This window comes from Pseudomonas oplopanacis (genome assembly GCF_057128725.1).
Map to the genome: position 1 here is coordinate 1 of NZ_JBSKHV010000001.1, position 18,101 is coordinate 18,101.

The following is an 18,101-nucleotide window of genomic DNA, read 5'->3' on the forward strand; positions in this document are numbered from 1 at the left end:
CGCCCTGCTGAACGGGCAGAGCGAATACCAATCGAAAACCAGTTGAGGGCTTCCCCTCAACCATAGAATCTCCCACATTGGTTTCGGGGTGTCAGCAAATCCCTCGCCCCACACAGATCCCCTGTGGGAGCGAGCCTGCTCGCGAAGGCTGACTGACATTCAACATCAATGTCGACTGAGCCACCGCTTTCGCGAGCAGGCTCGCTCCCACATTGATTTCGGGGTATCAGCAAAGCCTCCTGGCCACCCACAAAGACATGCAGGTGTTTCATCGCCAGACAACAGCTTTCGCTTGATAAAGGACATCCGTCATGTATTTTTATCTGACCAGCCTTTTTCTGGAGACATCCCATGCCACTGGTTCGTGTCGACATCAAAAAACACCAAGACCCTACCTTCGCCAAACGCGCCGGCCAGCTGATTTACGCGGCCATGCACAGCGCCATTGCGGTCCCGGAGAACGATAACTTCCAGATCCTGACGGAACACGATGAACACCATTTCATCTTCGACCCCGGATACTTGGGCATCGACCGCACCGACAATCTGATCATCATCCAGATCACGCTGAGCGAAGGCCGCACGGACGAGAAGAAAAAACTCCTCTACAAAACCATCGCCGAGAGCCTGAATCGCGAACTGGCGGTACGCCTGGAGGATGTTTTCATCAATCTGGTGGAAGTGAAAAAAGAGAACTGGTCGTTCGGCAACGGGATTGCCCAATACGCCCTTTGATTCCCCACCTTTTATACCTGTGAGCCACTGATGCCCCGAGTTTCCCGCAAGCAAGCCGACCTCAACCGCGAAATCATCGTCGAGGCCGCCACGCGGCTGTTTCGCGAGCGAGGCGTGCACGGCATCAGTGTCGTCGACGTCATGGGCGCCGCAGGCCTCACCCATGGCGGCTTCTATGGGCATTTCGAGTCCAAGGAGGCATTGGCGCAGGAAGCCAGTGGTCGGGCGTTCGAGCAGTCGGCTGAACGCTGGCGTGAACGGATCGCCGCCCATGTCGACGACAAGGATGCCGCCCGTCGTGCGCTGATCGAGCCTTACCTGTCGCAGGCCAGCCGCGACAACCCGGGGGACAGTTGCCCGGTGGCGGCCTTTGCCGGGGACATGTGCCACGAAGCGGCCGACAGTGGTTTGCGTCAGACCTTCATGGAGGGGCTCAACCGGTTGCTGAAATCCTATGGCTCGCTGCTGGACTCAGGCGATATTGATGCCGATCGGCAACAGGCGCTGGTGGAGTACTCGCTGATGGTGGGTGCGCTGACCCTGGCCCGCGCCAGCCGCGGTGAGGCGGTATCGGATGAAATTCTCGACGCCGCACGCACCTTTCTGACCTCAAAGGGTTCATCAAACTGAACATCCGCGTGTGCGACTGTTGGCCGTTGCTAAACTGTTCGGGAGCCCGCAATCTGAAGCAACGTTCGAGCCCCGACAATTCCGATGCCCACAGGAGCGCAGCATGCCTGCAACCGTTCTGGTACTGGTTGAAACCATCAATGATTACTTGCCGATTCTCGAACATCAGGGTTTCCACCTGATACTTGCCCCGACCCCCGCCGAACGCGCGGCGGCCATCAGCCGTCATGGCGCGCAGATCGATGCCGTGCTGACACGCGGCCCATTGGGTCTATATGCCGATGAAATCGCCGCCCTGCCCAATCTCAAGATCATCTGCGTGATCGGCGCCGGGTACGAACACGTCGACCTGCAAGCCGCCGCCGACCGCGGCATTACAGTGACCAACGGTGCCGGGGTGAATGCGTCATCGGTCGCCGACCACGCCATGGCCATGCTGCTGGCGCTGGTGCGTGACATCCCGCGCTGTGATGCGGCGGTGCGTCGCGGTGAGTGGCCAAAGATCATGCGCCCTTCCCTCGCTGGCAAGCGCCTGGGCATCCTGGGCCTCGGCGCTGTCGGCATGGCCATCGCCAAACGCGCCGCCAATGGCTTCGACATGACGGTCAGCTACCACAACCGCCAGCATCGCAGCGATGTGCCCTACACCTTCTGCTCAACGCCCACCGAACTGGCGCGCACCTCGGATTTCCTGATCATCGCCACCCCTGGCGGCATTGGCACCAAACACCTGATCAACAAGCCTGTCCTTGAGGCCTTGGGGCCCAACGGGTTCCTCGTCAACATCGCCCGCGCCAGCGTGATCGTCAGCACCGATCTGATCAGTGCGCTTGAGCAACGACGCATTGCCGGTGCCGCACTCGACGTGTTCGATGCCGAACCGCATGTGCCGGAGGCGCTCAAGTCGCTGGCCAACGTGATCCTGACACCTCATGTGGCGGGTTTGTCCCCGGAAGCGACACAAGGCACCGTCGAACTGGTGGGACGCAATCTGGCGGCGTTCTTCTCCGGCAACCCGGTGTTGACCCCCATCGAACTGCCGTCATCGCTGAGCAGCGCTGTGATTTGAGGTTCATTCAAACAGGTGTATCAAAAGCAATGATTGCCCGGCAACACGCTCACCTATAAGGGCCGTTCATGGTTGTGGGTGCCGGGTGCGCGGATTAGATTAGCCAATAGTCGCAGGCCTCCAAAATAAGCAGAAGGGATAAGCATGGCGCTTACTGACCAGTCCACCCGTATCCGCTCTGGCGAAGAACTTGATGCCAGCCTGATCGATCCGTACCTCAAGGCACACATTCCGGGCCTCAGTGGTTTGCCGCAGATCAGCCAGTTTCCCGGCGGCGCGTCGAACCTGACGTACCTGCTGGAATACCCTGAGCAGGAATTCGTCCTGCGTCGCCCGCCGTTCGGCCACAAGGCCAAGTCCGCCCACGACATGGGCCGCGAATTCCGCATTCTCAATCAGCTCAAGGACGGCTTCCCGTACTGCCCCAAAGCCTACGTGCACTGCACCGACGAATCGGTGATCGGCGCCGAGTTCTATGTGATGGAACGGGTCAACGGGATCATCCTGCGCTCCGAACTGCCGCCGGAACTGGGTCTGGATTCGGCAAAAACCGAAGCCCTGTGCAAAAGCTTCATCGACAAGTTCGTTGAACTGCACCGCGTCGACTACAACGCCTACGGCCTGGGTGATCTCGGTAAACCCGAAGGCTATGTCGCCCGCCAGATCAAAGGCTGGAGCGATCGCTACGAAAAAGCCCTGACCCCGGACGCACCACAGTGGGACGTGGTCAAAGCCTGGCTCAACGACAAGATGCCGGCCGACCACCCGACGTCCAGCATCGTCCACAACGACTATCGCTTTGACAACGTGATCCTCGACCCGCAAAACCCGATGCAAATCATCGGTGTGCTCGACTGGGAACTGACGACACTCGGCGACCCGTTGATGGATTTGGGCAACACCCTCGCCTACTGGATCGAAGCCGGCGACCCGGCACCGGTGCAGCTGATGCGCCGCCAGCCCAGCCACGCACCGGGCATGCTGACCCGCCGTGAATTCGTCGACTACTACGCTGAACGCTCGGGCATCCAGATCGACAATTTCGACTTCTACTACACCTATGGCCTGTTCCGCCTGGCGGGCATCGTGCAGCAAATCTACTACCGCTTCTTCCATGGTCAGACCCAGGACAAACGCTTCGCGCAGTTCATTCACATGAACAAACTGCTGGAGCAGATGAGCCTGCAAGTCATCCAGAAATCCAGCCTTTGATTACGCGCCTGGCCCAATAACAAGACTTTTCATAAGAGAACCCCATGTCCAAGACTCAGTTGTTCGACCTCGACGGCAAGATCGCTTTCGTTTCCGGCGCCAGCCGTGGCATCGGTGAAGCCATCGCCAAACTCCTGGCCCAGCAAGGCGCCCACGTCATCGTCTCGAGCCGCAAGCTCGACGGTTGCCAGCATGTGGCCGACGCGATCATCGCCGCCGGCGGCAAAGCCACCGCCGTCGCTTGCCACATCGGTGAAATGGAACAGATCAGCCAGGTCTTCGCCGGCATCAAGGAACAGTTCGGCCGTCTCGACATTCTGGTCAACAACGCAGCGACCAACCCACAGTTCTGCAACGTGCTGGACACCGACCTCAGCGCCTTCCAGAAAACCGTCGACGTCAACATCCGCGGCTACTTCTTCATGTCGGTGGAAGCCGGCAAAATCATGCGCGAAAACGGTGGCGGCAGCATCATCAACGTCGCCTCGATCAACGGCGTCTCGCCGGGCATCTTCCAGGGCATCTACTCGGTGACCAAGGCCGCTGTGATCAACATGACCAAAGTGTTCGCCAAGGAATGCGCGCAGTTCGGCATCCGCTGCAACGCCCTGTTGCCGGGCCTGACCGACACCAAGTTTGCCTCGGCGCTGGTCAAGAACGATGCGATCCTGAAGACTGCATTGCAGCAGATTCCGCTCAAGCGTGTTGCTGATCCGAGTGAAATGGCGGGCGCGGTGTTGTATCTGGCGAGTGATGCGTCGAGCTACACCACTGGGGTTTCGCTGAATGTGGACGGTGGGTTTTTGTCCTGATTTGATTTGCAGGGTGAGCACAAGGCAACCTTGAAACTAATGCCAGTCAGTTAAGCTGACTGGCATTTTTATTTCTGGAAACGAGAAAAGCCTTGGACACTTAGACCTACAGGGCTTCTCGGCAGACTGAGCATTCGAACCCTATGTCAGTATGAGCATCGAATTTTCATTGTCTAGGCGCAACAGTCGCAGCCATACCAACTAACTATTTGGAGAAAGAAAACCCAACTAGAGCACGCTCGAAGGCAGCCACAAGCATAATATAATCTCCAGGGCTTATTTTAAATTCAAGAGCGGCATCAAGCATAACAGCTTCTTCCGGAGTAATTTTACGCCTAAAATAAGCTACAAACTCAATAGCACGCTCAGCACTCAATGGATCAAATACACCAACTTTATCATAATCTACATATTCACTAACCTCTTCAAAATAAATATTTTTTAAAACGCCAGTAACAAAATGAGCTTTCAAATATCCATCATTCCAAAATTTAAAATCATCAGGCTTGCTAGGAAACTCATAAAAATCAGGAATATCAGGAACTTCACTTCCATTCTTCAAGATTGAATCGATAGTTGAGAACTTTATTACTTCAGGCACCTGCTTCCCATTAACAAACATAGAATATGGGCTCAGGATAGATACAGACGTATCATCGAAACTAACAAGGGTTGCCTTTCGCTCACCGCCCCTACCAAAGCTCCCCTTAAGCTCTATCGGATTCCCTACACCTATTACAACAGTGAGTTTTTTCTGCGCTTTGTTGCTGTCCATAATCAAAGCTCCAATTGCCCCAATGAAAACAGACTGTAGCCGTTCGGGTACTTGGCTTCACCTGTCATAACTGACAGTTTTTTAGAGCTATTTGAAATTAAAACCTGTTCTTGCCCCGGAAGCTTTAACCCATGAATCGGCGGAACTGAGTGCGCCAACTGTAGAAGTCGTTCCAGCAACGAGTATGTTTTGCCTGCAATTTCTTAACTGACCGGCATTAATTTCGGGGTAGCCTTTTTCATGGATATTTTTTCAGATAGATAGCGGGTGTCCGGGCGGGCCTCTTCGCGAGCAAGCTCGCTCCCACCATTGCTGTGATCCATTGTGGGAGAGGGCTTGCTCGCGAAGCAGGCAACTCGGTCTATCAGACTTTACCCAGAAGCTTCGGCAGTCTGGGCAGAATTATTCAAGCACCCAGACTTATTGGGTAATGCAACGCGTAGTCGTAGTCATCCGGGTTACTTGCCCATTCTCCGCTCTCGGTTCACCCAACACTTCGGTATTGTCGAGTTTTTCGCAGTGGCGTTCTACCGGGGGAAGCGGAGGTGGTGGAGGCGGCGGACTGGAGCAACCACTGAGGATCGCAATGCAGAAGGCAAGCGACAGCGGCGAAAAAGCACGTTTTCCAAGACTGTTCATAGGCTGACCTGTGGTAAGTAATCGACGTTTTCCGCGACACGACAACAACACCGCGAAGTCGCGGAGCGGTCACAGAAAATTTTACCCTCGCATTTCTTATAGCCCAGCTACCGGCCAATGCCAGCAAATGAACCCCTCAGGCCGATTTTTATCCCGAAAAACGACAGCTCTTACTGATTCTCGCCTGGGCGATGCAAACTATTGCTCTGCAACTCGTAACGCAGCTCTTCAATCAGCGACGCCACCGCTTGCGGCGAACTGAGGCTCGACACCTTCAACCCGCTGACCACAAGGTCGACCTCACCCGAGTCCGGGTGATACAGCTTTACCGTCACCGAGTTGTCTCCCGAGACGCTGCATTCGCAGGCACGAGGTGAAAAGTGTTGCTCCAGCAGCGTACGCAATTGCGTCAGGTAAATCATTGCGATTCTCCCTTCGGCTGACTCGCAACCTCGTCGATTGAAACGCTGTTGAGTGGGCGACACATAGGGCAGTTCCTTGAGCTGTTTCGTAGAGGACGCGAAGGGGTCAAAGACTCCTTTCGCACCCTGACAGCCTAAGGACTGGCGTCTGGCACCAACACCCCCATTTGCACCGCCTGCGCTAGTGCATTTGCACCCTAGCGCTGGCCCTTTGGGCGCCATTCACTGGAGAACAATCCGCGTTCGCGCGCCCACACGATCGCCTCGCTGCGACTGTGAACGTCCAGTTTGGAATACACCGTCGACACGTGGTTGCGCACCGTGTTCAGCGCCAGTTTCAGGCGGACGGCGATCTCCTTGTCGGCCAGCCCTTCGCAGATCAGGCCGAGCACATCGCGCTCGCGAGCCGTCAGGTCGGTGAAGGACACGCTGGGTAACTTTGGTGAGTTGACGCTTTTCACGTTGGCGAGTTTTTCGATCAGCGTACGGCTGAACCAGGAGGCATCTTTCATCACCTCCTCGATCGCCGCGACCAGTTCAAGCTCGGTGCGTTTGCGTTCTGTGATGTCCATCAACACCAACAAATAGCAGGGACTGTCTTGAATATTCACGGTGTCGGCCGAGATCGTGCAGTCGATCAGGAGCGTGTCTTTCTTGCGGACCCTGACATCGACGCGGTCCAGGCTCCCGGCCTTCTCCAGCGCCGCAAACAGCTGCGTGCGTGCGGCCTTGTCGTCGATGAAGTCGATCTCGGCGAGGGTCTTGCCGAGCACTTCCTCACTGGGATACGCCAGGGTGTCGAGAAAGGCTTCGTTAACGTCGATCACCACTTGATCCTGCGCGCTGCACACCAGCGTTGGCACCGGTGTCAGGCGAAAGGCCTTGGCGAAGCGCTCCTCGCTCTGGCGCAGGGCAATTTCGGCTTTATGCCGGGGCTCCATGTCGACGAACGAAAACAGCATGCAGTCTTCTTCGTTCAATTCCAGCGGCTGCCCGGCAACGATCACCTGTTTGCTGCCACCGTCAGCCAAACGCAACTCCGCCTGCATCTGTGGAATCGTGGCGTGCTCGCGCAGACGCTCGATGGCCAGGTCTTTCTTTTCGGCGCCTTCAAGGATGTCCAGTTCATAGGTTGATACGCCGATCACCTGATCGCGGGTGAAACCGGTCATCTCCAGAAAACCGCTGTTGACCTTGATGTAACGCAAATCACTGAGGCGACAGATCACGGCCGGAGCCGGGTTGGCATTGAAGGTCTTTTCGAAGCGCTGCTCGGCACTGGCCCATTCAGTGACGTCGTCCATGATCAGCACCAGCGACTCCGGCTCACCGGCGCTGTCGGCCAGCACCATGCTGCGCACCCGGTGCACCCACAGGCGCTCCTCATCGCCGGTCGGACTCACTTCAACCAGCACATCACTGAACGTTTCGCCCCGGGCGACGCGACTGATCGGATAATTTTCCTTCGGCACCGGGTGATTGTTGCGATAGCGCAAGGCGAAGCGCTTGGCGTACTCCCGGGCGTTGGCGCCCAGTTCGCTGATCTGCCCGAGACCGTGCATGGCCAGCGCTGCGTCATTGGCCCAGAGGATCGTCTGATCGAGCTCCAGCAGAATCACGCCGTCGGACAAACCGGCAATAATCTGCTGTAGCTGGCGACGATTGGTTTCGGTGCTCAGGACGTCCTGGCTCATTGGATCTCCACACATTTAGCGGCACCCATGCACGGCGCCCAGTGAAGATTACGACCGCGCAGGAGTGGGATCGTGCAAAGAACCTGTGCGAGCGAGCTTGCTCGCTCCCACAGGTTTCGAGGGGTGTCAGTCGGGGCCGGACTGCATGTCCAACGAATCCCGCAACCCCGCCAGTTTGCCCGGATTACGCATGATGAAAATCCCCAAGTCAGGCATTTCAGGCCGCCAGTTCACCGCTGGCAATCGCCGCCGACGCCGCCAGCATCGCCCGCAGCAACACCGCACACCCCGCCGCCAGATCATCCGGCGCGGCGTTTTCGATTTCGTTGTGGCTGATGCCGCCTTCGCATGGCACGAAGATCATCCCGGCAGGGCCGAGTTCGGCGAGGAAGATTGCGTCGTGCCCTGCTCCGCTGACGATGTCCATGTGCGACAAGCCCAGGCCTTGCGCGGCGTTGCGCACCGCGTCGACGCAGCCTGGGTCGAAGTACAGCGGCGGGAAGTCTGCCGTCGGGGTGAGTTCGAAGGTCAGGCCGTGTTCATCGCAGGTGGTTTCGATGATTTGGTGGACTTCGGCGATCATCGAGTCCAGGCGTGCCGGCTCCAGATGGCGGAAGTCGAGGGTCATGCGCACTTCGCCGGGGATGACGTTGCGTGAGCCCGGGTAGGCTTGCAGGCAACCGACGGTGCCGCAGGCGTGGGGTTGATGGCCCAGCGCGGCGCGATTGACCGCACCGACGATCACGGCGGCGCCGACCAGGGCGTCCTTGCGCAGGTGCATAGGGGTCGGGCCGGCGTGGGCTTCGACGCCGCGAAGTTTCAGATCGAACCACTTCTGGCCGAGCGCGCCCATCACCACGCCGATGGTTTTGTGCTCGTCTTCGAGGATCGGCCCTTGCTCGATGTGCGCTTCAAAATAAGCGCCGACCGCATGGCCGCTGACCTGACGCGGACCAGCGTAGCCGATGGCGTTGAGTGCCTGGCCCACGGTGATGCCTTCGGCGTCGACCTTGGCAAGGGTTTCTTCGAGGGTGAATTTTTCGGCGAAGACCCCGGAGCCCATCATGCATGGGGCGAAGCGCGAGCCTTCTTCGTTGGTCCAGACCACCACTTCCAGCGGCGCTTCGGTTTCGATGTTCAGGTCGTTGAGGGTGCGTAGCACTTCGACGCCGGCCAGCACGCCGAAGCAGCCATCGAACTTGCCGCCGGTGGGTTGGGTGTCGATGTGGCTGCCGGTCATGACCGGTGGCAGGCTCGGGTTGCGGCCCGGACGGCGGGCGAAGATGTTGCCAACGGCGTCGACGCTGACGGTGCAGCCGGCGTCTTTACACCAGTTGACGAAGATGTCGCGGGCCTGGCGATCGAGGTCCGTCAAGGCCAGGCGGCAGACGCCGCCCTTGACCGTGGCGCCGAGTTTGGCGAGCTCCATGAGGGATTGCCACAGGCGGTCGCGGTTGATGTGCTGATGGGTGGATTGCAGAACGTCTACGGCTGCGTTCATGGTGATCTCCTCAGGCAGTTGTTATAGATTTTTTCTGGTAGTGCTTTGGTGTTGTCGAGGCCGTCTTCGCGAGCAGGCTCGCTCCCACAGGGGACCGTATTCCTAATGTGGGAGCGAGCCTGCTCGCGAAGGGGCCATCCGCTACACCGCAGATTTCGCGACAGAGGGGCTAGGCCGCAACGAGCACAACCCGTAATAAATCACCCCACCCAACGCCGAGCCGGTAAACCAGCCGTAGCTGTAAAACCAGCTGAACGCGTCGCTGCCCAGCGACAGCAGCGTCAACACCACCGGCACACCGAACGCGATAAAGCCGAACCAGTTCCACGCCGGGTAAACGTCATCGCGATACAACCCGGCCAGGTCCAGTTGCTGTTTCTTGATCAGGAAATAGTCCACCACCATGATCCCGGCAATCGGCCCGAGCAAGCTGGAATACCCCAGCAACCAGTTGGAGTAGACCGTCTCCAGGCTCAGGTCTGAAACGATCAACCCAAGCTTTTTCAGCAGCTCATGCCCCATCAGCAACAACCCCACCACCCCGGTGAGTAACACCGCTTTGGTACGGTTGATCAACTTGGGCGCGACGTTCTGGAAATCGTTGGTTGGCGACACGATGTTGGCCGCGGTGTTGGTCGACAGCGTGGCGATGATGATCAGCGCCATGGCCAGCGCGACCCAGACCGGGCTCTGGATATGCCCGATCAGCGTCACCGGGTCGGAGACGGTCACGCCCACCAGTTTCACCGAAGCGGCGGTCATGACCACGCCCAGCGAGGCGAACAGGAACATGGTCAGCGGCAGGCCGATAATCTGCCCGATGATCTGGTCTTTCTGGCTTTTGGCGTAGCGGCTGAAGTCGGGAATGTTCAACGACAAGGTGGCCCAGAAACCGACCATCGCGGTCAGGCCGGCGGCGAAGTAACCCGCCACGCTCGCGCCCTCAGGACGCTTGGCCGGGATCGCCAGCAACTCGGTCATCGACACATTCGGCAGCGCCCACACCAGCAGGCCTGCACCGACCAATATCAACAACGGCGCGGACAGGGTTTCCAGCCATTTGATCGACTCGGCGCCGCGAATCACCACCCACAGGTTAAGCGCCCAGAACACCATGAAACCAATGACTTCGCCGGTGCCGCCCAACGACTTCCAGCCCTCAAATACCGAGCCCAGGAACAGGTGAATGGCCAACCCGCCGAACATCGTCTGAATCCCGAACCAGCCACACGCGACCAGGGCGCGGATCAGGCAAGGAATATTGGAACCGAGAATGCCGAAGCTCGAACGCAGCAGCACCGGAAACGGAATGCCGTACTTGGTGCCGGCGAAAGCGTTCAGCGTCAGGGGGATCAGCACGATGATGTTGGCAAACAGGATCGCCAGCAGCGCCTCACCCACGGACAGCCCGAAATACGCGGTGAGCACGCCACCCAAGGTGTAGGTCGGCACGCAAATCGCCATGCCGATCCACAGCGCGGTGATGTGCCATTTGTTCCAGGTTCGCTCATGCAACTTGGTGGGTGCCATGTCGTGGTTGTAACGGGGACTGTCGAGGACGTCGCTGCCGGCTTCGAGTTCATATAAACCGTTGCGCTCGGTCACTTGCGATCTGATCTGTTGCATGGCCGCTCCACTGTTCTTTGAATTATTTTTTGCTCATCAAGGTGCCGGGACATCAATAAACGTGCCGGTCCACTCGATTACGCATCGGGCAGTTCCATAAAACGTTACAACCAACTGTTTTTATTCATATATCCAGCAAGTCTTCGGCGACATGCCTGTTCACTCAGGCTGAATGCCAGGCAAGTTGTCCGAATCGTCAGGACTCAAACTGGTGCATCAAACTTTTTTGAAACGTTGCGCATCAACCATAGACCATCCTCAAGCGGCTGATTTCACATAGAAAATCTCGTCTATTTTTGGAACCTGTCAAGTGCGTCAAAATGGTGAGAAGCCTCACCATTTTGGTGATTTGTGTATTTAATCCTTATTAATCAAATAGTTAAAACAGATATAAGCTTATAAAAAATATTCTTGCTGATTTCATAAACTCAGACTAGCTTCAATTCCTGACAGCGTTGACAGGAATACACCTGTTGGCGGCAGTTTTATATAAAACACCTAGAACCGGCATAAGCCGGTCATTGCCTGCGAGGAACTCGGAATGTCTCTGTTGATCCGTGGCGCCACCGTTATTACCCATGATGAAAGTTATCGCGCCGACGTCTATTGCGCCGACGGCGTGATCAAAGCCATTGGCGATAATCTTGATGTTCCGGCAGGTGCCGAAGTGCTCGACGGCAGCGGCCAGTACCTGATGCCCGGCGGCATCGATCCGCACACGCACATGCAACTGCCCTTCATGGGCACCGTGGCCAGTGAAGATTTTTTCAGTGGCACGGCGGCAGGACTGGCCGGTGGCACCACGTCGATCATCGACTTCGTGATTCCCAATCCGCAGCAATCGCTGATGGAAGCGTTTCACCAGTGGCGCGGCTGGGCCGAGAAGTCAGCCTCGGATTACGGCTTCCATGTGGCGATCACCTGGTGGAGCGAGCAGGTGCGCGAGGAGATGGCGGAGCTGGTCAGCCACCACGGGGTCAACAGCTTCAAGCATTTCATGGCCTACAAGAACGCGATCATGGCCGCTGACGACACGCTGGTGGCGAGTTTCGAGCGTTGCCTGGAGCTCGGCGCGGTGCCGACCGTGCATGCGGAAAATGGCGAGCTGGTCTATCACCTGCAACGCAAATTGATGGCCCAGGGCATCACCGGCCCGGAAGCGCATCCGCTGTCACGGCCTTCGCAGGTGGAAGGCGAAGCCGCCAGTCGGGCGATCCGCATTGCCGAGACGCTGGGCACGCCGCTGTATCTGGTGCACGTCTCGACCAAAGAAGCCCTCGACGAAATCACCTACGCCCGCAGCAAGGGCCAACAAGTCTACGGCGAAGTGCTGGCCGGGCATTTGCTGCTGGACGACAGCGTTTACCAACACCCGGACTGGCAGACCGCCGCCGGTTACGTGATGAGCCCGCCCTTCCGTCCTCGCGGCCATCAAGAGGCACTGTGGCATGGCTTGCAGTCCGGCAACCTGCACACCACCGCGACCGACCATTGCTGCTTCTGCGCCGAGCAAAAAGCTGCCGGCCGCGACGACTTCAGCAAAATCCCCAACGGCACCGCCGGTATCGAAGACCGCATGGCGGTGCTCTGGGATGAGGGGGTCAACACCGGGCGTCTGTCGATGCAGCACTTCGTGGCGCTGACCTCTACCAACACTGCGAAGATCTTCAACCTCTACCCGCGCAAAGGCGCGATTCGAGTGGGCGCCGATGCGGACCTGGTGCTGTGGGACCCGGAAGGCACGCGGACGATTTCAGCCAAGACCCATCACCAGCAGGTCGACTTCAACATCTTTGAAGGCAAGACCGTGCGCGGCGTGCCGAGCCACACCGTCAGCCAGGGCCGCGTGGTCTGGGCCGATGGTGATTTGCGCGCCGAGCGGGGGGCGGGACGGTATGTCGAACGGCCGGCGTATCCGGCGGTGTTTGATTTGCTGACAAAGCGGGCTGAGTTGAACAGGCCTACTGCTGTGAAACGCTGAAATCGAGGCCTGCGGCCTTCGCGAGCAGGCTCGCTCCCACATTTGGAATGCGTTCCCCTGTGGGAGCGAGCCTGCTCGCGAAGGGGCCAGAACTGGCAATACAAAAACCAATGCCCACCAGAGGCAGCACCTCCATCACCGTGAGGCCACTACCGTGATCAAGACCCTGAACCACCTCCCGCATCCTTACGAGAATGCCGCCGCCCTCGCCGGCCATTTCACCGACCTGGCGCCGCCGCTCAACGACCGCCAGGCTCACCTCGAAGCCTCGCGCTGCCTGTATTGCTACGACGCGCCCTGCGTAAACGCCTGTCCCAGCGAGATCGACATCCCGTCCTTCATCCGCAATATTCATCAAGAAAACGTTCAGGGCGCCGCGCAGAAAATCCTCTCGGCGAACATTCTCGGTGGCAGCTGCGCCCGTGTGTGCCCGACGGAAATCCTCTGCCAGCAAGCCTGCGTGCGCAACAACGACCATGAATGCGCCCCGGTCTTGATCGGCTTGCTGCAACGTTACGCCGTCGACAATGCGCACTTCAGCGAACACCCGTTCCCGCGTGCGGCCTCAACCGGCAAACGCATCGCCGTGGTCGGTGCCGGCCCGGCCGGTTTGTCCTGTGCGCACCGCAGCGCGATGCATGGCCATGACGTGGTGATTTTCGAAGCCCGGGAAAAGGCCGGCGGCCTCAACGAATACGGGATCGCCAAGTACAAACTGGTGGACGATTACGCGCAAAAGGAACTGGAGTTCCTGCTGCAAATCGGGGGCATCGAAATCCGTCACGGGCAAAAACTCGGCGACAACCTGACCCTCAGCGACTTGCATCAACAATTCGACGCGGTGTTTCTCGGCCTCGGCCTGAATGCCAGCAAACAACTCGGCCTGGCCCATGAAGAGGCGCCCGGCTTGCTCGCCGCCACCGAGTACATTCGCGAACTGCGCCAGGCCGATGACCTGACGCAACTGCCGCTGGCCGATCACTGCATCGTCCTCGGCGCCGGCAACACCGCCATCGACATGGCCGTGCAAATGGCTCGTCTCGGCGCTCGCGACGTCAATCTGGTGTACCGCCGTGGCGTTGAAGAAATGGGCGCCACCGGTCACGAACAGGACATCGCCAAGGCCAATCAGGTGCGTTTACTGACGTGGGCGCAACCGGAAGAAGTGCTGCTCGACGACCAAGGCAAGGTGCGCGGCATGCGCTTCGCCCGCACGCATCTGGTGGACGGCCGCCTGCAAACCACTGGACAAACCTTCGAACTGGCCGCTGACGCCATCTTCAAAGCCATCGGCCAGGCCTTTGACGGCAGCGCCCTCGCCGACCCGCTGGCCCGTGAACTCAAGCGTCAGGGCGAACGGATTCAGGTCGACGACCAGCTGCGCACCAGCATCCCCGGCGTGTATGCCGGCGGCGACTGCACCAGCCTCGATCAGGACCTCACCGTGCAAGCCGTACAACATGGCAAACGCGCCGCCGAGGCGATCAACGCTCAATTGATGCTCAACGTGGAGGCTGCGTAAATGGCCGATCTCTCGATTGTCTTCGCCGGCATCAAAGCGCCCAATCCGTTCTGGCTTGCGTCCGCGCCACCGACCGACAAAGCGTACAACGTGGTCCGCGCCTTCGAGGCAGGCTGGGGCGGCGTGGTCTGGAAAACCCTGGGTGAAGACCCGGCGGCGGTCAACGTGTCGTCGCGCTATTCGGCGCATTTCGGTGCCAACCGTGAGGTGGTGGGCTTCAACAACATCGAGCTGATCACCGACCGCTCGCTGGAGATCAACCTGCGGGAAATCACCCAGGTCAAAAAGGACTGGCCGGACCGCGCGTTGATCGTGTCGCTGATGGTGCCCTGTGTTGAAGAGTCATGGAAATTCATCCTGCCGCTGGTGGAAGCCACCGGCGCCGACGGCATCGAACTGAACTTCGGCTGCCCTCACGGCATGCCGGAACGCGGCATGGGCGCGGCCGTTGGCCAGGTGCCGGAGTATGTCGAACAGGTGACTCGCTGGTGCAAGACGTATTGCTCGCTGCCGGTGATCGTCAAGCTCACACCGAACATCACCGACATCCGCGTCGCCGCCCGCGCGGCCCATCGCGGGGGTGCGGATGCGGTGTCGCTGATCAACACCATCAACTCGATCACCAGCGTCAACCTCGAGCGCATGGTCGCCAACCCGGTCGTGGGCAGCCAAAGCACCCATGGCGGTTATTGCGGGTCGGCGGTGAAGCCGATTGCGCTGAACATGGTCGCCGAAATCGCCCGTGACCCGCAGACCCAGGGCCTGCCGATCTCTGGCATTGGCGGCATTGGCAGTTGGCGCGATGCGGCGGAATTTATTGCGTTGGGCAGCGGCTCGGTGCAGGTCTGCACGGCGGCGATGCTGCACGGCTTCAGGATTGTCGAGGAGATGAAGGACGGTTTGTCACGCTGGATGGACAGTCAGGGCTACGCCAGTATTTCGGAGTTTTCCGGCCGGGCCGTGGGCAATACCACGGACTGGAAGTACCTCGATATCAACTATCAGGTGATCGCCAAGATTGATCAGGAAGCATGCATCGGTTGTGGGCGCTGCCACATTGCTTGCGAGGATACGTCGCACCAGGCGATTGCCAGCGTGAAGCAGGCGGACGGGACGCATCAGTATTCAGTGATTGATGAGGAGTGTGTGGGCTGCAATCTGTGCCAGATTACCTGCCCGGTGCAGGATTGCATCGAGATGGTGCCGATGGACACGGGCAAGCCGTTTCTGGATTGGAATCATGATCCGAGGAATCCGTACCATGTAGCTGTCTGAGTTTTGCTGCGCCTGAACTGGCCCCTTCGCGAGCAGGCTCGCTCCCACATTTTGAATGCATTTCAACTGTGGGAGCGAGCCTGCTCGCGAAGGGGCCTACAGCAACACCGCACAAATCACGGCTCCAACCCGATCCCCCGCAAAATCACACTGGTCACCGTCTGCACCGCCCGCTCGAACTGCATGTCCGACAACGGCTGGTGATCATTCAGGATATTCACCTGATGATCAAAGTCCGCGTAGTGCTGGGTCGACGCCCAGATCATGTACAGCAGGCTCGAAGGCTCCACCGGCAGGATGCGTTTATCGCACACCCACTGACGGATTTTCGCTTCTTTCATCTTCGCCCAGTCGTACAGGCTGACGTCCAGCGCCTCACCGAGTGTCGGCGCGCCGTGGATGATCTCGTTAGCCCAGACTTTCGACCCGTAAGGCCGGCTGCGTGAATGGTTCATCTTGGCGCGGATGTAGCTGCTGAGGACCACACGCGGATCGTCGAACATCTCGAAGCACAACGCGTCCTGCTTCCACACTTCCAGCAGATCGAACAACACCGCGCTGTACAGTTCGGTCTTGGTGCTGAAGTAGTAATGCAGGTTGGAGCGCGGCAGTTGCACCTCGGCAGCGATGTCGGCCATGGCGGTGCCGCCAAAGCCTTTTTCGGCGAAGACCTTTTCCGCTCCCAGCAGAATTTTCTCGACGTTACTGCGACGAATCCCGATCTTGTGATTGCCCATGAGGGCTCCCTGACGCCAGCGTTGACCAAGACTAGCATCCGGCTCCACGTCACGGCGACAGGCTAAAACGAAACTTCGACACTCAGCTGTCGGCGGGTAAACTGGCGTCACTTCGAACCTGCCTCAGAGGTATTCACGATGCTCAAGAAAGCCCTGGTCACCACCGCCCTCCTCGGCTCGCTGCTGGCCGCTTCGTCGGTATGGGCCCACGCCCATCTCAAAGGCCAAACCCCGGCCGCCGACAGCACCGTGAGCGCGCCATTAGAGTTGCGCCTGGAATTTTCCGAAGGCGTTGAAGCGACGTTCACCAAGGTCACGATCACCAAGGACGGCGTCGCGGTGCCGCTCAAGAGCCTCGCCACCGAAGGCAGCGACAAGAAAATCCTGATCGTCACGCCTGCCGCGCCGCTGACCGCGGGCGCCTACAAAGTCGAGTGGCACGCGGTGTCCGTCGACACCCACAAAAGCGAAGGCGCCTACGGCTTCAAGGTTGGCCAGTAATTCATGACGAGCGCGATGGTGCTGTGTCGCTTTGTGCATTTCACCATGGTGCTGATGCTGTTCGGGGCGTGGGTGTTTCGGCCGTTGTTGCTCAACGGCAGCGCTGAACACCTGGATCGAAAGCTGGCGTTGACCAGTCGTTGGCTGGCGACGGTGGCGCTGGGCAGCGGCGTTGCCTGGTTGCTGCTGATCACCGCGAGCATGGCCGGTGCGTGGGACGCGGCGTTCGATCTGTCGACCCTGCACCTGGTGTTGGGCAATACGTTTTTTGGCCAGGTCTGGCGCTGGCACTTGCTGCTCAATGGGGTGTTGGTGGCGTTGCTGATGAGTCCGTGGCGGGCCAACATGCCGCTGCGAATCGGCCTCGCCAGCCTGTTGCTGGCGACCCTCGCGCCGGTCGGTCACGGCGCAATGCTCGACGGGCTCAATGGCCAATTGTTGATGCTCAACCAAGTCGTTCACCTGACCTGCGTGGGCGCCTGGCTCGGCGGATTGATGCTGTTGGTGATGATCTTGCGTCAACCGGCAGAGCAACCCGTCAAAGCGATATTGCAGCGGTTTAGTGGTGTCGGTTACGCCTTGGTGGCGGGATTGCTGATCACAGGGTTGATCAACGTCCGGGTCTTGACCGGGGTGTTTTGGCCGACACCATTGTTCACTGGATTTGCGTTGATCCTGTTGATCAAAGTGGCGCTGATTGCGGCGATGCTCGGTTTGGCGCTGTTCAATCGCCTGCGCATCAACGATTGCGAGCAGCGTCTGTCGACACTGAAAACCAGCGTGATTCTCGAATGGCTGCTGGGCATGGGCGCGGTCGCAGCCGTGTCCCTCCTCGGCACCATGCCCCCCATGATTTCCGCCTGATAATCCAATCCCTGTGGGAGCGAGCCGGCTCGCTCCCACAGGGTTTTTCTGTGTCCAGACCAATGGCGACAGGTCATCGTACAACTTCTGATTGACAAGCCCTCAA

General features: G+C 58.8%; 16 protein-coding genes. 10 read left to right on the forward strand and 6 right to left on the reverse strand.

Features of this window, described 5'->3' with window-relative positions; translation table 11 throughout:
* Positions 1–351 precede the first annotated feature (351 nt).
* The 5 genes from ACWKV5_RS00005 to ACWKV5_RS00025 all read left to right on the forward strand — a co-directional run bounded on the left by ACWKV5_RS00005 (position 352) and on the right by ACWKV5_RS00025 (position 4,458).
* Complete coding sequence (locus ACWKV5_RS00005; RefSeq protein WP_483839594.1) at positions 352–735, forward strand: tautomerase family protein; 384 nt, start codon at positions 352–354, stop codon at positions 733–735.
* A 30-nt stretch (positions 736–765) separates the two neighbouring features.
* Positions 766–1,365 (forward strand): TetR/AcrR family transcriptional regulator, encoded by a 600-nt coding sequence (locus ACWKV5_RS00010; RefSeq protein WP_483839595.1) that lies wholly within the window; start codon positions 766–768, stop codon positions 1,363–1,365.
* A gap of 103 nt (positions 1,366–1,468) precedes the next feature.
* Positions 1,469–2,434 carry a 2-hydroxyacid dehydrogenase gene (locus ACWKV5_RS00015; RefSeq protein WP_483839596.1) on the forward strand — a complete coding sequence of 322 codons (966 nt, stop codon included), beginning with the start codon at positions 1,469–1,471 and terminating at the stop codon, positions 2,432–2,434.
* A 144-nt stretch (positions 2,435–2,578) separates the two neighbouring features.
* Positions 2,579–3,646 carry a phosphotransferase family protein gene (locus ACWKV5_RS00020; RefSeq protein ID WP_123435664.1) on the forward strand — a complete coding sequence of 356 codons (1,068 nt, stop codon included), beginning with the start codon at positions 2,579–2,581 and terminating at the stop codon, positions 3,644–3,646.
* A 44-nt stretch (positions 3,647–3,690) separates the two neighbouring features.
* Positions 3,691–4,458 (forward strand): SDR family oxidoreductase, encoded by a 768-nt coding sequence (locus tag ACWKV5_RS00025; protein ID WP_007948679.1) that lies wholly within the window; start codon positions 3,691–3,693, stop codon positions 4,456–4,458.
* A gap of 205 nt (positions 4,459–4,663) precedes the next feature.
* Here the strand turns inward: ACWKV5_RS00025 and ACWKV5_RS00030 are convergent, their stop codons facing one another.
* The 5 genes from ACWKV5_RS00030 to ACWKV5_RS00050 form a co-directional block, all read right to left on the reverse strand.
* On the reverse strand, positions 4,664–5,233 hold the full coding sequence (locus tag ACWKV5_RS00030) for a hypothetical protein (RefSeq protein ID WP_483839597.1): 570 nt from the start codon (positions 5,231–5,233) through the stop codon (positions 4,664–4,666).
* Positions 5,234–6,042: 809 nt separating this feature from the next.
* Positions 6,043–6,294 carry a DUF1652 domain-containing protein gene (locus ACWKV5_RS00035; protein ID WP_483839598.1) on the reverse strand — a complete coding sequence of 84 codons (252 nt, stop codon included), beginning with the start codon at positions 6,292–6,294 and terminating at the stop codon, positions 6,043–6,045.
* Positions 6,295–6,491: 197 nt separating this feature from the next.
* Positions 6,492–7,988: a helix-turn-helix transcriptional regulator gene (locus ACWKV5_RS00040; protein WP_483839599.1), complete on the reverse strand. Its 1,497-nt coding sequence runs from the start codon at positions 7,986–7,988 to the stop codon at positions 6,492–6,494.
* A gap of 217 nt (positions 7,989–8,205) precedes the next feature.
* Entirely contained in the window at positions 8,206–9,489 is a 1,284-nt protein-coding gene (locus ACWKV5_RS00045; protein WP_483839600.1) for a Zn-dependent hydrolase, read from the reverse strand.
* Between the two features lie 141 nt (positions 9,490–9,630).
* Positions 9,631–11,115 carry an NCS1 family nucleobase:cation symporter-1 gene (locus tag ACWKV5_RS00050; protein WP_483839601.1) on the reverse strand — a complete coding sequence of 495 codons (1,485 nt, stop codon included), beginning with the start codon at positions 11,113–11,115 and terminating at the stop codon, positions 9,631–9,633.
* A 541-nt stretch (positions 11,116–11,656) separates the two neighbouring features.
* Here ACWKV5_RS00050 and hydA point away from each other — a divergent pair.
* The 3 genes from hydA (at position 11,657) to preA (ending at position 15,893) form a co-directional block, all read left to right on the forward strand.
* A complete protein-coding gene (gene hydA / locus ACWKV5_RS00055; protein WP_483839602.1) occupies positions 11,657–13,096 on the forward strand; it encodes a dihydropyrimidinase in 1,440 nt (479 codons plus the stop codon).
* A gap of 154 nt (positions 13,097–13,250) precedes the next feature.
* Positions 13,251–14,618, forward strand: coding sequence for an NAD(P)-dependent oxidoreductase (locus tag ACWKV5_RS00060; protein ID WP_483839603.1), 1,368 nt, complete (start codon positions 13,251–13,253; stop codon positions 14,616–14,618).
* Positions 14,619–15,893 carry an NAD-dependent dihydropyrimidine dehydrogenase subunit PreA gene (gene preA, locus ACWKV5_RS00065; RefSeq protein WP_483839604.1) on the forward strand — a complete coding sequence of 425 codons (1,275 nt, stop codon included), beginning with the start codon at positions 14,619–14,621 and terminating at the stop codon, positions 15,891–15,893. It begins immediately after the preceding gene.
* Positions 15,894–16,009: 116 nt separating this feature from the next.
* Here preA and ACWKV5_RS00070 read toward each other — a convergent pair whose 3' ends face one another.
* Positions 16,010–16,630 (reverse strand): TetR/AcrR family transcriptional regulator, encoded by a 621-nt coding sequence (locus ACWKV5_RS00070; protein ID WP_483839605.1) that lies wholly within the window; start codon positions 16,628–16,630, stop codon positions 16,010–16,012.
* Between the two features lie 138 nt (positions 16,631–16,768).
* Here ACWKV5_RS00070 and copC point away from each other — a divergent pair, with 138 nt between their 5' ends.
* Both copC and copD read left to right on the forward strand, forming a co-directional pair.
* On the forward strand, positions 16,769–17,131 hold the full coding sequence (gene copC, locus ACWKV5_RS00075) for a copper homeostasis periplasmic binding protein CopC (RefSeq protein WP_483839606.1): 363 nt from the start codon (positions 16,769–16,771) through the stop codon (positions 17,129–17,131).
* 3 nt (positions 17,132–17,134) lie between these two features.
* Positions 17,135–17,995: a copper homeostasis membrane protein CopD gene (gene copD / locus ACWKV5_RS00080; RefSeq protein ID WP_483839607.1), complete on the forward strand. Its 861-nt coding sequence runs from the start codon at positions 17,135–17,137 to the stop codon at positions 17,993–17,995.
* The last annotated feature ends 106 nt before the right edge of the window (positions 17,996–18,101 follow it).